Here is a 12787-nt window from a genome sequence, read left to right as displayed (position 1 = left end):
GTCCGCGGACGCCCCCTCCGGCACGGTGACGTCCTTGCGCGTCACGGCCAGGGCCCGGCTCGGCGACGGGACGGGCGCCGTCCGCCGTCCTCGTACACGGGGGTCGCGGTGGCTCACGGCCGCGAGTGCCTCAGCGCGCGAGGCGCGCGGCCGCCGCTCCCGCGGTGACCCACCTCAGGAACGCCCCGGTGGCCTCCGCGGCCCCGGTTGGGCCGAACGGGTGAAAAGCGCGGACGCCTCCGCCGCCCGTGCCAGCACCTCGTCCACCGACCACTGGTCGTACGCGTGCTCGCCGTACCGCACCGCCAGCACCCGCCCCTCGCCGTCGATCAGGAAGTCCGCGGGCAGGCCCAGCCGACCCCCGTGCGGCTGGGCCGCCGGCGCGTGTTCGCGGCGGCGGGCGATCGTCCATGTGCTGCGCAGCACCGCCCGCAGGACCGGTCCCCACGCGCGCGGGTTCAGCAGGGCGCGCGGCGCCGACTCGACGCCGAACTCGACGTAGAGCCGCCGGTCCGGGTCGGCCACGACGGGGAAGGGCAACTCGGCGGTGTGCTCGCGCAGTTCGGCGGCCGGGGAGTGGAAGACGACCACCTCCTGGAGGCCGGCCGGCCCCCGGGCGTGGAAACGGGCATCGACATCTGCCTTCCTTGTAGGCGTACGTCGTACACCTACGAGGGTAGGCGTATGCCGTACGCTGTCAAGCGTCATGCCGCGCCCCCGTTCCCTCAGCCCCGACCGGCTGGCCGCCGCCGCGCTCGCCGTCCTCGACCGCGACGGCCTGGCCGCGCTGTCCATGCGCGCGGTCGCCGCGGAACTCGGCATGAGCACGATGGCGCTCTACCGGTATGTGCGCGACCGCGAGGAACTGGAGCTGCTCGTCGTGGAGTTGGTGCTCGCGGGGGTGGACACCGCGCCACCGCCCGCCGGGCTGCCCTGGCGCGAGCGGATCGAGGTCCTGGTGCGGCGGATGCGCGACACGCTGAGCGCGCACCCCTCGGTGGTGCCGCTGACCGTGTCCCACCGGCACCACTCGCTCGGGGTGCTCCGCTGGTCGGAGACGGTGCTCACGGTGCTCGCCGGCGCGGGGTTCGAGGGCGGGCGCCGGGTCGTCGCCCTGCGCGCCCTGATCGCCTACGTCAACGGCGCCCTGCAACTGGAGCACCTGGGCGCCCTGTCCGGCGCGGGCACCGCCGCCATCTCGGACCTGCCCGCCGACGAGTTCCCGCTCATGGCCGCCACCGCCCGCGACGCCCGGCGGGTCGACGCCGAGCGGGAGTTCTTCGGCGGCCTCGCGGTACTGCTGCGGGGGCTGGAGTGAAGCGCCCCCGCGGGGACGCCCAGGGTCTTTCGTTCGGATCAGGCCGGATCAGGGAGCGGGGTCCGGTGCCGTGCATCGCAAGCCGGAGGAGGGCGCCACGGCGGAGGTCATGGCAGCCGACGACAATGCGGCGAGGCGCAGTGCCAGGCCCCACGAGTCCGGCATGATCCGAACAAGAGGACTCAGCAATACGGCGCCTGGTTGGTCAGGGACGACGCCACCCGCATCCACACGCCGAACTGGCGGTAGAGCGCGGGGAGCGGGCCGCTCGCCCGGACGGTGCGGCCGTCCTGCGCCGTGACGCCGGGCAGGCCGAGCAGAGTCGCGGGGACGGCGGCGGACTGCCAGCGGACGGTGAGGACGGACTCGCCGGCGGCCGGGGCCGGGCGGGCCGGGACCGTGGCGAGGGCGTCCGCGACCGCGTCCTCGATCGCCTTGCGGGCCTCCGCCTCCGGCCGCAGCTCGGCCGCGAACCGGCCGTGGGCGTACTTCACCGGGACGGTGACCACCGACGCGTCCCACTCCGCCATCTCGGCGCACGCCGCGTCGTCGCCGGTGAGCGCCACCACCGGCACGCCCAGCGCCGCAGCCGTGGCGTGGGCGAGGCCGATCTCGCCGACCGGGCGGCCGTCCAGCCAGATGTCCTCGATCTCGTGCCCCATGAAGCTGTGGCTGAGCACGCCCGGGGCGCCGGCCCTGGAGTGATAGCCGACACACACCATCGCGTCGTACTCCCCGGTCAGCCCCTCCAGCATGAACATCTGCTTGGGCCTGCCGCGCACCAGCCGGACGGCCGGGAGGAGGGCCTCGGGGAGGAGGTTGCGCATCGGGCCGTGGGCGTCGTTGACGAGGATGTCGCCCGCGCCGGCCGCCAGCGCGCCGCGCACCGCCGCGTTCACGTCCTCCGCCATCATGGAGCGGCCGCGCTCGTAGTCCCGGCCGCCCGGCTGGACGTCGTCGGCGTCGACGAGGCCGGTGACGCCCTCCATGTCCGCACTCACATACACGCGCATGGCGTCGACCCTACTGGACCCTACGTATTGTAGGTTCCCAACCGGCCAAGGCCACACGGTCGTTCAACCATCCGTTCCACCACGTTCAACGGGGGAGCCATGCAGGACACGGAGACGGCGCCCGGCGCGGAGATCGGCGCGCGCGGTCTCGCGCCGACCCTGACCGTGCTCGTCGTCAGTCTCGTCATCGCCGCCGTCGGGGTGTACGAGCTGTGCGGCTTCGGCCTGCACAGCCTCGACCGGCGCCCGCACCTGTTCAGCGACGGACTCGCCACCGGCGGGGTGATCGTCGCGGCGGTGGCGGCCGGGGCCGCGGTGGGCAACCTGGCCTGGACCCTGACCTCCGCCCGGCGCGGCGCGGAACGGGCCGGATGACGAGATGTGCGAATGGCCGGAAAGGGCCGGGTAAGAACCCAGCCCGGTACGCTCCTTTCCCGTACGCCGACCGGCGGCGCTTGGCCCTATGAGCTGTAGGGTCCGCGTAGAACCGTCCCCCTCCCCAAGGTGACCAGTCACCATGCCCGCTCCGCAGTCGACCCTGCTCTCCCCGCACGCCCCCGACCGGACCGGCTCGCGCCGGACGCTCCCGTCGCTCACCCCGGGCCCCCGGCTGCGCGCCGCGGCGGCCTCGGCCACGGTCTGGTACCTGCGGCTGATCGCCGTGCTCAACGTCCTCGCGGTGCTGTCCCTGCCGTTCCGCGAGGAGGTCCACGAGCACAACACCAGCAAGCTCTTCAGCCAGCAGCCGCACCAGCACGTCGGCGCCTTCTTCACGCCGTACCTGGCCACCGCGGGCCTGGTCTCCGCCGCGCTCGCGATCTTCCTGACGCTGGTGATGCGGCGGCGCAAGCGGGCCGCGTGGCTGACCAATCTGCTGCTCGCCGGCCCGCTCTTCCTGGTCTACGTCCTCGGGCTCACCCAGGACCGGTACGCCGACCACGTCTTCAACTGGGTCTCCGCCGCCCTGACCGGCCTGTTCGTGGCCGCCCTGCTGATCGGCCGGCGTGAGTTCAACGCCGTCGGTGACCCCTCCAACCCCAAGCTGGCGCTGGCCGTCGGCGCGGGCGGGCTGCTGGTCACGGGCGGTCTCGGCACCCTGCTGGTGCACGCCACCAACAAGCTGCCCGGCGCCGGACTCACCGACGAGATCGCCTACACCTATCTGCGCGGCATCAGCGTCGGCGTCTTCGCCGACCGCATCGAGCACGTGCACGCCCCCCGCTGGACCGACATCACGATCAACGCCCTGCTCGCCGCGGCCTTCTGCCTGGTGCTGTACGCCTGCTTCCGCTCCCCGCGCGGCAAGCAGCTGCTCACCGCCGCCGACGAGGAGAAACTGCGCGCGCTGCTCGACAAGCACGGTGCCCGCGACTCCCTCGGCTACTTCGCACTGCGCCGCGACAAGGCGGCGGTCTTCTCACCCAGCGGCAAGGCGGCGATCACCTACCGCGTCGTCGGGGCGGTCTCCCTCGCCTCCGGTGACCCGATCGGCGACCCCGAGGCCTGGCCCGGCGCCATCGACGCCTGGCTCGCCGAGGCCCGCCGGCACGCGTGGGTCCCGGCGGTCATGGGCGCGAGCGAGGAGGCCGGCACCGTCTACGCCCGGCACGGGCTCGACGCCCTCGAACTCGGGGACGAGGCCATCGTGGACATCGCCGACTTCACCCTGGAGGGGCGCGCGATGCGCGTCGTCCGCCAGGCCCACAACCGGGTCAAGCGGGCCGGCTACACCGTGCGCGTGCGCCGCCACGAGGACATCCCGGCCGAGGAGATGGCCGTCCTCGTCGACCGCGCCGACCGGTGGCGCGACGGCGCGACCGAGCGCGGCTTCTCCATGGCCCTGGGCCGCCTCGGCGACCCGGCGGACGGCCGCTGCGTGATGCTGGAGTGCCGGGACGCCGACGGCGAGCCCCGCGCCCTGCTCAGCTTCGTGCCCTGGGGCGAGCACGGCCTCTCCCTGGACCTGATGCGCCGCGACCGCGACTGCGAGAACGGCCTGATGGAGTACATGGTCGTCGAGCTGCTGCTGGGCGCGAAGGAGCTGGGCGTGGAACGGGTGTCGCTGAACTTCGCGATGTTCCGCTCGGTCTTCGAGCGCGGTGCCCGCCTCGGCGCGGGCCCGGTGCTGCGGCTGTGGCGCTCGATCCTCACCTTCTTCTCACGCTGGTGGCAGATCGAGTCCCTGTACCGGGCGAACGCGAAGTACCGGCCGGTGTGGGAGCCCCGTTTCCTGCTGTTCGCCAAGTCCAGCGACATTCCCCGGATCGGGCTGGCCAGCGCCCGGGCGGAGGGGTTCCTCACCCTGCCGGTGATCGGCGAGCGGTCCTCGTAGCCTCCCGGTGGGGGCGGCCGTCCGCCTCCCCGGTGGAGCCGGTCAGCCCCCGCCCACCGTGAAGCCGATCACCGCGCCGCCGCCCTCCCGCCGGTAGGCGAACGGCGCGCCGCCGTGCGCCATCGCGACCTCCCGGACGATGGACAGACCGAGGCCGGAGCCCGGCAGGGAGCGCGCGTCGGCGGCCCGGTAGAAGCGGTCGAAGATCCGGATCAGATCGCCCTCGGCGATCCCGGGCCCCCGGTCCAGCACCTCGACCCGTACCGTCCCCGACCGCGCCGGGCCCGTCACCTGGACCTCGATCGGCGCCTTGCCCGAGCGGTCGAACTTGGCCGCGTTCTCGACCAGGTTGGAGATGGCCCGTTGCAGCATCCCGGGCCGGCCGTCGGTCGTGGTGTCCCCGGCGGCCCGCAGCACGATCTCCCGCCCGGTGCGCCGGGACGCCAGCCCCACCACGTCCTCCGCGATGTCGGCGAGGTCCACCCGCTGCGGCGGCTCGGTGTCGGACTGCCCCGCGGCGAGGTCCACCAACTCGTTCACCAGGTCGGTGAGCTCGCGCGCCTCCTGGGTGAGGTCGGCGACGAGGTCGTCCCGGGTGTCCGGCGGCAGCTCGTCGATGCGCCGCAGCAGCGAGATGTTGGTGCGCAGCGAGGTGAGCGGCGTGCGCAGCTCGTGGCCCGCGTCCTGGACCAGCCGCCGCTGGTCCTCCTCCGACTGCGCGAGCCGCCCCAGCATCCGGTCGAAGGCGCGTCCGAGCCGCCCCACCTCGTCCAGCCCCGCCACCGGCACCTCGATGCCGAGGCGCCGGGTGCGGGCGACGTCCTCGGCGGCGGAGGTGAGCATCACCAGGCGCCGGGTGATCCGGCGGGCCAGCCACCAGCCGAACAGGCCGGCGGCCACCACCACGGCGGCCGTCAGGATCAGCGTCCGCTGCTGGAGGGTGCGCAGCAGGTCCTCGGTGTCGCTGAACTCCTGCGCGACCTGGACCGCGCCCCGTCCGCGGCCGAGCGAGACGGTGGCGATGCGGAACAGGTCGTCGCCGACCCGTACGTCCTTGTGCTCGGCCACCTTGCCGGCCGTGCGCGCGGTCGCCATCGACCGGTCGCGGGCGGTGACCGGCAGCACCGGGCTGCCGTGGTCCGTGATCTGCCCCTGCGCGCCGAGCACCTGGACGTCGGTGCGGGCGGGGCGGACCAGGTCGTGTCCGGGCCGGGAGGAGGAGAAGTCCTCGGGGACCATCGTGTGCTGGCGCACCTCGTCCCGTACGTCCTGGACGACCTGGCTGAACACCGACTGCTGGTCGACGCGGACCAGCCGGGCCGCGGAGCCGTACGACACGATGCCGACGAGGATGGTGACGGCGGCGGTGACGGCGGCGAAGGAGACGGCGAAGGTGGTGCGCAGGGAGACCAGCTTGGGCCGGCGCCAGGCCGACATCCGGCGCAGGCGGCCCACTCAGTCCTCCCGCAGCACGTAACCCACGCCGCGCACCGTGTGGATCAGCTGGGGGGCGCCGGGCTCGTCCAGCTTGCGGCGCAGATAGCCGACGTAGACGGCGAGGTTCTTGGAGCCGGGGCCGAAGTCGTAGCCCCAGATGCGGTCGTAGATGGTGGAGTGGTCGAGCACGATGCCGGCGTTGCGGACCAGCAGTTCCAGCAGTTCGAACTCGGTGCGGGTCAGCTCCAGCTCCCGCTTGCCGCGCCAGGCGCGGCGGGCCTGGAGGTCCATGCGCAGGCCGGCGGCCTCGACCTGCCGGTCGGAGAGCTGGGGCTCGCTCCGGCCGGCGCCGTCGCCGCCGCTCGCCCCGGCGGGCACCGGGCTGGTGCGGCGCAGCAGGGCGCGCAGCCGGGCGAAGACCTCCTCGACGTCGAAGGGCTTGACCACGTAGTCGTCGGCGCCGGCGTCCAGGCCCGCGATGCGGTCGGCGGTCTCGACGAGGGCGGTGAGCATGAGGATGGGCGTACGGTCGCCCTCCGCGCGCAGCACGCGGCAGACCTGGAGGCCGTCGATGCCGGGCATCATCACGTCGAGCACGAGGACGTCCGGCGGGGTCTTGTGGGCCTGCGCGAGCGCCTCGACGCCGTCCGCCACCGCCGTGACCGCGTACCCTTCCAGGGTCAGCGCACGCTCCAGGGCATGGCGAATGGCACGGTCGTCTTCGGCGAGCAGCACAGTCTGGGGCACGTACCCAGTTTGCCAAGGTCTCCACGGGTTCGGCCGGGACGGATGGGCCTGCGATCACCCTTTTTACCGCCCTCTAACCGTCAGACGCGCAACCGCCTCGCGTCCCCTACCGTCTTCTCACCCCCGCCGGAAGAAGCCGGAACCGGCCCGCGCTCCGAGGCGACGGGACGCCCCCGCGCCACGCCGCCCGCCCGCCCACCGAGTCGGTGTGCGGGCGGGCGGACGGGCGGCAGCGCGCCGGGGCCTACGGCTTCAGCGCCGCCAGTTGCTCGGCGAAGGGCACCACGCCGGGCTCCGTCCGCCGTTCGGCCTTCGGCATCAGGGAGGCCAGTTCCTGCCCGGCCCGCTCGATCCGCTCCGCGAGCCCTTCCGCGCCCCAGTCCTCGGAGGCGGCGTAGACCCCGGTGGGGACGACGACGGCCTTCAGGTAGGAGAAGAGCGGACGCAGCGCGTGGTCGAGGACCAGCGAGTGCCGTGCCGTACCGCCGGTCGCGGCGATCAGCACCGGCTTGCCCGTCAGCGCGTCCTTGTCCAGCACGTCGAAGAACGACTTGAACAGCCCGCTGTACGACGCGCTGAACACCGGCGTGACGACGATCAGTCCGTCGGCCCCGGTCACCGCGTCCTGCGCCGCGGCCAGCGCCCCGCCCGGGAACCCGTTGGTGAGGTGGTGCGCGATCTCCACCGCGAGGTCGCGCACCTCGATCACCTGCACGTCCACCTCCGCGTCGGCCCGCCGGACGACGGCGGCGGCCAGCCGGTCGGCGAGCAGCCGGGTGGAGGACGGGACGCTCAGTCCCGCCGATACGACGACGAGCTTCATACGGTGCTCTCCTCCTTCGTGTCCGTGCCCCGCGCGGCCTGCGCGTTCTTCGCGGCCACCAGCGACCGGTGGTCCGGGGCGTCCGGCACCTGCGCCGGGCGGTTCTTCGCGAACTCCTCGCGCAGCACCGGCACCACCTCCTCGCCCAGGAGGTCGAGCTGCTCCAGGACGGTCTTCAGCGGCAGCCCCGCGTGGTCCATCAGGAACAGCTGGCGCTGGTAGTCACCCGCGTACTCGCGGAACGACAGGGTCCGCTCGATCACCTGCTGCGGCGAACCCACCGTCAGCGGGGTCTGCGCGGTGAACTCCTCCAGCGAGGGACCGTGCCCGTACACCGGCGCGTTGTCGAAGTACGGCCGGAACTCACGCACCGCGTCCTGCGAGTTCCTCCGCATGAACACCTGACCGCCCAGCCCGACGATCGCCTGCTCCGGCGTGCCGTGCCCGTAATGGGCGTACCGGTTGCGGTACAGCTCGATCATCCGCCGGGTGTGGCCCATGGGCCAGAAGATGTTGTTGTGGAAGAAGCCGTCGCCGTAGTACGCCGCCTGCTCCGCGATCTCCGGCGACCGGATCGAACCGTGCCACACGAACGGCGCCACCCCGTCCAGCGGCCTGGGCGTCGAGGTGAAGCCCTGCAGCGGCGTGCGGAACTTGCCCTCCCAGTCCACGACGTCCTCACGCCACAGCCGCCGCAGCAGCGCGTAGTTCTCCACCGCCAGATCGATGCCCTCGCGGATGTCCTTGCCGAACCACGGATACACCGGGCCCGTGTTGCCACGTCCCATCATCAGGTCCACCCGCCCGTCCGCCAGGTGCTGGAGCATCGCGAAATCCTCCGCGATCTTCACCGGGTCGTTCGTGGTGATCAGCGTCGTCGAGGTGGACAGGACCAGGTTCTGCGTGCGCGCGGCTATGTACCCGAGCATCGTGGTCGGCGACGACGGCACGAACGGCGGATTGTGGTGCTCACCCGTCGCGAACACGTCCAGGCCGACCTCCTCCGCCTTCAACGCGATGGCGACCATGGCCTTGATCCGCTCACGCTCGGACGGCGTACGCCCCGTGGTCGGGTCCGGCGTGACGTCACCGACCGTGAAGATCCCGAACTGCATGGTCGCTCACCTTCCCAAGTTGTTTACAATTCAACTATACCCCGCCAACAGAGCCCCACCTCCGGATATTCCGGAACACCCGCCGTGCGAAGCTGCCCCCATGCCGATCCTCCGTTCCGCCGCCCTCTTCGTCGTCGCCGCGCTGTTCGAGATCGGCGGTGCCTGGCTGGTCTGGCAGGGCGTACGGGAGCACCGGGGCTGGCTGTGGGCGGCCGGCGGGGTGCTCGCGCTCGGCGCGTACGGCTTCGTCGCCACCTTCCAGCCGGACGCCCACTTCGGCCGCATCCTGGCCGCGTACGGCGGCATCTTCGTGGCGGGCTCGCTGCTGTGGGGCGCGGTCGCCGACGGTTACCGGCCCGACCGCTGGGACATCACCGGTGCGCTGGTCTGCCTCGCCGGCATGGCCCTGATCATGTGGGCGCCGAGGAACGGCGGCTGACCCTCGCCTACATTGGACGCACGTCCGCCGACCCACCCGAGGAGCAGCCCATGGCCACGTCCGCCCCGTCCGCCGCCTCCCGCATCGCCGTCGTCACCGGTGCGAGCAGCGGTATCGGCGCCGCGACGGCCCGGCAGCTCGCCGCGGCCGGCTACCGCGTGGTGCTCACCGCCCGCCGCAAGGACCGGATCGAGGCGCTGGCCGAGGAGATCAACGCGGCCGGCCACGCGGCGACGGCGTACCCGCTGGACGTGACGGACCGCGCGGCCGTGGACGAGTTCGCCACGGCCTTCAAGACCATCGGCGTCCTGGTGAACAACGCGGGCGGCGCGCTCGGCGCCGACCCGGTGGCCACCGGCGACCCGGCCGACTGGCGCGCGATGTACGAGACGAACGTCATCGGCACCCTGAACCTCACCCAGGCCCTGCTGCCCAAGCTGGAGGCGAGCGGCGACGGGGTCGTCGTGGTGGTCTCCTCCACCGCGGGCCACGCCACCTACGAGGGCGGCGCCGGCTACGTCGCCGCCAAGCACGGCGCCCACGTCCTCGCCGAGACGCTCCGCCTGGAGATCGTCGGCAGCCCGGTGCGCGTCGTGGAGATCGCGCCCGGCATGGTCCGGACCGAGGAGTTCGCCCTCACCCGCTTCGGCGGCGACGCGGAGAAGGCGGCGAAGGTCTACGCGGGCGTGGCCGAGCCGCTGACCGCCGAGGACGTGGCCGAGACGATCACCTGGGCGGTGACCCGGCCCAGCCACGTCAACATCGACCTCCTGGTCGTACGCCCCCGCGCCCAGGCCTCCAACACCAAGGTGCACCGGGAGCACTGATGGCCGAAGAACCCGCCGGCACCGGGGACGCGCCCGCGTCCCTCTCCCCCTCCGAGGCCTACGACAAGCGCCGCCTCGCCCAGGAGAAGAGGGACGAGCGCAAGGTCTGGTACTTCCTGGCCTACTTCCTCTTCGGCATCCACCTCGTGGCGTTCGTCATGATCTACGCGGTGCGCCACGCCAAGTGATCAGCGGCCGGCGGGGGCCCGGCAGGCCGGGTCGTCCACGATCACCGCGTGCGCGGGCAGGATCTTGACGTCGTCCTTGTCCTCGACCTTGACGAACTTGGTGGTGGCGTAGCCCCGCTTGCCCTCGCCGACGCACTTGGTGGCGAGGTTCCCGAAGCCGTCGGGGAAGTTGTAGACCTCGGCGGGCGAGTCCTCCCCGGCCCGGCCCGACACCGGCGCGTCCGCCTTGCCCCGCTCCTCGTAGTGCTGCCGGGAGCAGCCGCCGAGCAGCAGCACCGCGCCGAGCGCGGTCACGGCGAGGCCCGCGCTCAGCCGGCGCACGCCTTGTCCTCCACGATCTGCACGTTCGACGGCGCGTTGGCGTTGGTGGTCACATACGCGCGGTACCCGTGCCCGACGCACTTGGTGGCCAGGTTCCCGAAGCCGTCGGGGAAGTTGTAGACCTGGGCGGGCGTGTTGTCCCCCGCCCTGCCCTGTACGGGCGCGTCGCCCTTGCCGCGCTGGTCGTCGTAGTGCTGCGAGCAGCCCGCCAGCAGGGCCGCCACGGCCGCCACCAGGCCCGCGGCCCGGACCGCCCCTCGTGTGCGCGCTCGGTTCATCGGCCTTCCTCCTCCGGAGAGTTGACGCGTGCACCATGAGGACAGCGGGGCGGACCGCCACGGTTCCGCCCCGCCCGTACCGAGGGCTCCTCAGCCCTTCACGCAGACGACCTGCTTCAGCTTGGCCACGACCTCCACCAGGTCCCGCTGCTGCTCGATGACCTGGTCGATGGACTTGTAGGCGCCCGGGATCTCGTCCACGACGCCGGAGTCCTTGCGGCACTCCACGCCCCGCGTCTGCTCCTCCAGGTCCCTGGCGGTGTACTTCCGCTTGGCCGCGTTCCGGCTCATGCGCCGGCCCGCGCCGTGCGAGGCCGAGTTGAAGGAGTCGTCGTTGCCCAGACCCTTCACGATGTACGACCCCGTGCCCATGGAGCCCGGGATGATCCCGAACTCCCCGGACCCGGCCCGGATCGCGCCCTTGCGGGTCACCAGCAGGTCCATCCCCTCGTACCGCTCCTGCGCCACGTAGTTGTGGTGGCAGGAGATCTCCGGCTCGAAGAGGGGCTTGGCCTTCTTGAACTCCTTGCGGATCACGTCCTTCAGGAGCGCCATCATCAGGGTGCGGTTGTACTTGGCGTACTCCTGCGCCCAGAACAGGTCGTTGCGGTAGGCCGCCATCTGCGGGGTGTCCGCGACGAAGACGGCGAGGTCGCGGTCGACCAGGCCCTGGTTGTGCGGGAGTTTCTGGGCCACGCCGATGTGGTGCTCGGCCAGTTCCTTGCCGATGTTGCGGGAACCGGAGTGCAGCATCAGCCAGACCGCGCCCGCGGTGTCGGTGCAGACCTCGATGAAGTGGTTGCCGCCACCGAGCGTGCCCATCTGCCTGACCGCGCGCTCCTGCCGGAACCGGACCGCGTCGGCCACCCCGTCGAACCGCCCCCAGAACTCGTCCCACCCGCTGGTGGCGAGGCCGTGGAAGCCGCCGGGCTCCACCGGGTCGTCGTGCATCCCGCGCCCGACCGGAATGGCCTGCTCGATCCTCGTCCGCAGCCGGGACAGGTCGCCCGGCAGGTCGTTCGCGGTCAGCGACGTCTTCACCGCCGACATCCCGCAGCCGATGTCCACCCCGACCGCGGCCGGGCAGACGGCGTCCCGCATCGCGATCACCGAGCCGACCGTCGCGCCCTTGCCGTAGTGCACGTCCGGCATGACCGCGAGGCCCTTGATCCACGGCAGGGTGGCGACGTTCTGCAGTTGGCGCAGGGCGACGTCCTCGACCGTCGCCGGGTCCGTCCACATCCGGATGGGCACCCGCGCGCCCGGTATCTCCACGTACGGCATGACTTCCTCGTTCCCCCGGAAACGACAACAAAAGGCTTAGAAGCACCAAAAAGGAAAAGCGGCGCCAGAAGCACTGAGAGCGGACTTCGAACCGGCGTTCACGGCGGCGCGTGCGATACACATTGTCTCCAGGCCGGACCCCGCCGCGGCAAGCGAATAACCAGCGGGGACACTGGTGCGACCATCGAGCGCATCCGTCGGAGCGCAGCCGTCGAGAGGAGCCCGCCCGTGCAGCGGAAGGCGTATGTAACCGGCACCGCCGCCCTCCTCGCGGCGCTGCTGACCGGGTGCACGGGCGGCTCCGGCGGCTCCGGAGCCGCGGACGACGCCAACCCCGGCGACGCCGGCACCGCCACGGCCGCCGCCCAGCCCGGCAGGTACCGCACCCTGCCCGAGCCCTGCGGCGCGGTCGGCCACGACACCCTCGACTCCCTGCTGCCCGGCATCAGGCAGATCGCCGACCCCGCCCAGCGGGACAAGGCCTACCAGGGCGAGGCCGAGCTGACCTACGACACCGACCGCAAGGTCGGCTGCCGCTGGAAGGTCCCCTCCGCCGACGCCACCGACCGGCTCTCCGTCGACCTCGAACGCGTGGTGTCGTACGACAACACGGTCAGCGACGACGACCAGGCCGGCAAGCTCTACCAGCAGGAGGAGGCGGGCGC

At 72.4% G+C, this 12787-nt stretch carries 15 protein-coding genes and 1 pseudogene; 7 read left to right on the top strand and 9 right to left on the bottom strand.

The window, feature by feature from the left end; translation table 11 throughout:
* Nucleotides 1–174: 174 nt before the first annotated feature.
* Entirely contained in the window at nucleotides 175–708 is a 534-nt protein-coding gene (locus tag FRZ03_RS22615; RefSeq protein ID WP_398660907.1) for an AhpC/TSA family protein, read from the bottom strand.
* On the opposite strand from FRZ03_RS22615, the gene FRZ03_RS22610 reads away from it, so the two are divergent.
* Complete coding sequence (locus FRZ03_RS22610) at nucleotides 707–1318, top strand: TetR/AcrR family transcriptional regulator (RefSeq protein ID WP_146466972.1); 612 nt, start codon at nucleotides 707–709, stop codon at nucleotides 1316–1318. The two genes, FRZ03_RS22615 and FRZ03_RS22610, sit on opposite strands and share 2 nt — an antisense overlap.
* A 182-nt stretch (nucleotides 1319–1500) precedes the next feature.
* On the opposite strand, the gene FRZ03_RS22605 is transcribed toward FRZ03_RS22610, so the two are convergent.
* Nucleotides 1501–2331, bottom strand: a complete 831-nt coding sequence (locus FRZ03_RS22605; RefSeq protein WP_146466971.1) for a M55 family metallopeptidase — start codon at nucleotides 2329–2331, stop codon at nucleotides 1501–1503.
* 99 nt (nucleotides 2332–2430) lie between these two features.
* Between FRZ03_RS22605 and FRZ03_RS22600 the strand changes: the two genes are divergently transcribed.
* A complete protein-coding gene (locus FRZ03_RS22600) occupies nucleotides 2431–2706 on the top strand; it encodes a hypothetical protein (RefSeq protein ID WP_146466970.1) in 276 nt (91 codons plus the stop codon).
* Nucleotides 2707–2848: 142 nt separating this feature from the next.
* Complete coding sequence (locus FRZ03_RS22595; protein WP_146466969.1) at nucleotides 2849–4663, top strand: phosphatidylglycerol lysyltransferase domain-containing protein; 1815 nt, start codon at nucleotides 2849–2851, stop codon at nucleotides 4661–4663.
* 42 nt (nucleotides 4664–4705) lie between these two features.
* Here FRZ03_RS22595 and FRZ03_RS22590 read toward each other — a convergent pair whose 3' ends face one another.
* The 4 genes from FRZ03_RS22590 to FRZ03_RS22575 form a co-directional block, all read right to left on the bottom strand.
* Nucleotides 4706–6100 (bottom strand): sensor histidine kinase, encoded by a 1395-nt coding sequence (locus tag FRZ03_RS22590; protein ID WP_146467007.1) that lies wholly within the window; start codon nucleotides 6098–6100, stop codon nucleotides 4706–4708.
* Nucleotides 6101–6118: 18 nt separating this feature from the next.
* Nucleotides 6119–6835, bottom strand: a complete 717-nt coding sequence (locus tag FRZ03_RS22585) for a response regulator transcription factor (RefSeq protein WP_146467006.1) — start codon at nucleotides 6833–6835, stop codon at nucleotides 6119–6121.
* A 256-nt stretch (nucleotides 6836–7091) separates the two neighbouring features.
* The gene (locus FRZ03_RS22580; RefSeq protein WP_146466968.1) at nucleotides 7092–7670 is read right to left on the bottom strand and encodes an FMN reductase; all 579 of its coding nucleotides are present in this window, start codon (nucleotides 7668–7670) and stop codon (nucleotides 7092–7094) included.
* Nucleotides 7667–8785 carry an LLM class flavin-dependent oxidoreductase gene (locus FRZ03_RS22575; RefSeq protein ID WP_146466967.1) on the bottom strand — a complete coding sequence of 373 codons (1119 nt, stop codon included), beginning with the start codon at nucleotides 8783–8785 and terminating at the stop codon, nucleotides 7667–7669. Before FRZ03_RS22575 ends, FRZ03_RS22580 begins: the two co-directional genes overlap by 4 nt.
* 100 nt (nucleotides 8786–8885) lie before the next feature.
* Between FRZ03_RS22575 and FRZ03_RS22570 the strand changes: the two genes are divergently transcribed.
* The 3 genes from FRZ03_RS22570 to FRZ03_RS22560 are packed head-to-tail and all read left to right on the top strand — an operon-like array spanning nucleotide 8886 to nucleotide 10239.
* Nucleotides 8886–9224 carry a YnfA family protein gene (locus FRZ03_RS22570; RefSeq protein WP_070025277.1) on the top strand — a complete coding sequence of 113 codons (339 nt, stop codon included), beginning with the start codon at nucleotides 8886–8888 and terminating at the stop codon, nucleotides 9222–9224.
* A gap of 50 nt (nucleotides 9225–9274) precedes the next feature.
* A complete protein-coding gene (locus tag FRZ03_RS22565) occupies nucleotides 9275–10051 on the top strand; it encodes an SDR family NAD(P)-dependent oxidoreductase (RefSeq protein ID WP_146466966.1) in 777 nt (258 codons plus the stop codon).
* Nucleotides 10051–10239, top strand: a complete 189-nt coding sequence (locus FRZ03_RS22560) for a hypothetical protein (protein ID WP_146466965.1) — start codon at nucleotides 10051–10053, stop codon at nucleotides 10237–10239. Before FRZ03_RS22565 ends, FRZ03_RS22560 begins: the two co-directional genes overlap by 1 nt.
* Here FRZ03_RS22560 and FRZ03_RS22555 read toward each other — a convergent pair whose 3' ends face one another.
* The 3 genes from FRZ03_RS22555 to FRZ03_RS22545 all read right to left on the bottom strand — a co-directional run bounded on the left by FRZ03_RS22555 (nucleotide 10240) and on the right by FRZ03_RS22545 (nucleotide 12122).
* The gene (locus FRZ03_RS22555) at nucleotides 10240–10560 is read right to left on the bottom strand and encodes a hypothetical protein (protein ID WP_222443401.1); all 321 of its coding nucleotides are present in this window, start codon (nucleotides 10558–10560) and stop codon (nucleotides 10240–10242) included.
* The gene (locus FRZ03_RS22550; RefSeq protein WP_222443400.1) at nucleotides 10548–10838 is read right to left on the bottom strand and encodes a hypothetical protein; all 291 of its coding nucleotides are present in this window, start codon (nucleotides 10836–10838) and stop codon (nucleotides 10548–10550) included. Before FRZ03_RS22550 ends, FRZ03_RS22555 begins: the two co-directional genes overlap by 13 nt.
* Nucleotides 10839–10928: 90 nt before the next feature.
* Nucleotides 10929–12122, bottom strand: coding sequence for an RtcB family protein (locus FRZ03_RS22545; protein ID WP_146466964.1), 1194 nt, complete (start codon nucleotides 12120–12122; stop codon nucleotides 10929–10931).
* A gap of 228 nt (nucleotides 12123–12350) precedes the next feature.
* Here FRZ03_RS22545 and FRZ03_RS22540 point away from each other — a divergent pair.
* Nucleotides 12351–12787: pseudogene (locus FRZ03_RS22540) on the top strand (DUF3558 domain-containing protein); the annotation flags it as partial.

The organism is Streptomyces misionensis, from assembly GCF_007896895.1.
Lineage (GTDB): Bacteria > Actinomycetota > Actinomycetes > Streptomycetales > Streptomycetaceae > Streptomyces > Streptomyces misionensis_A.
This window is presented reverse-complemented; position numbering and strand designations above follow the sequence as displayed.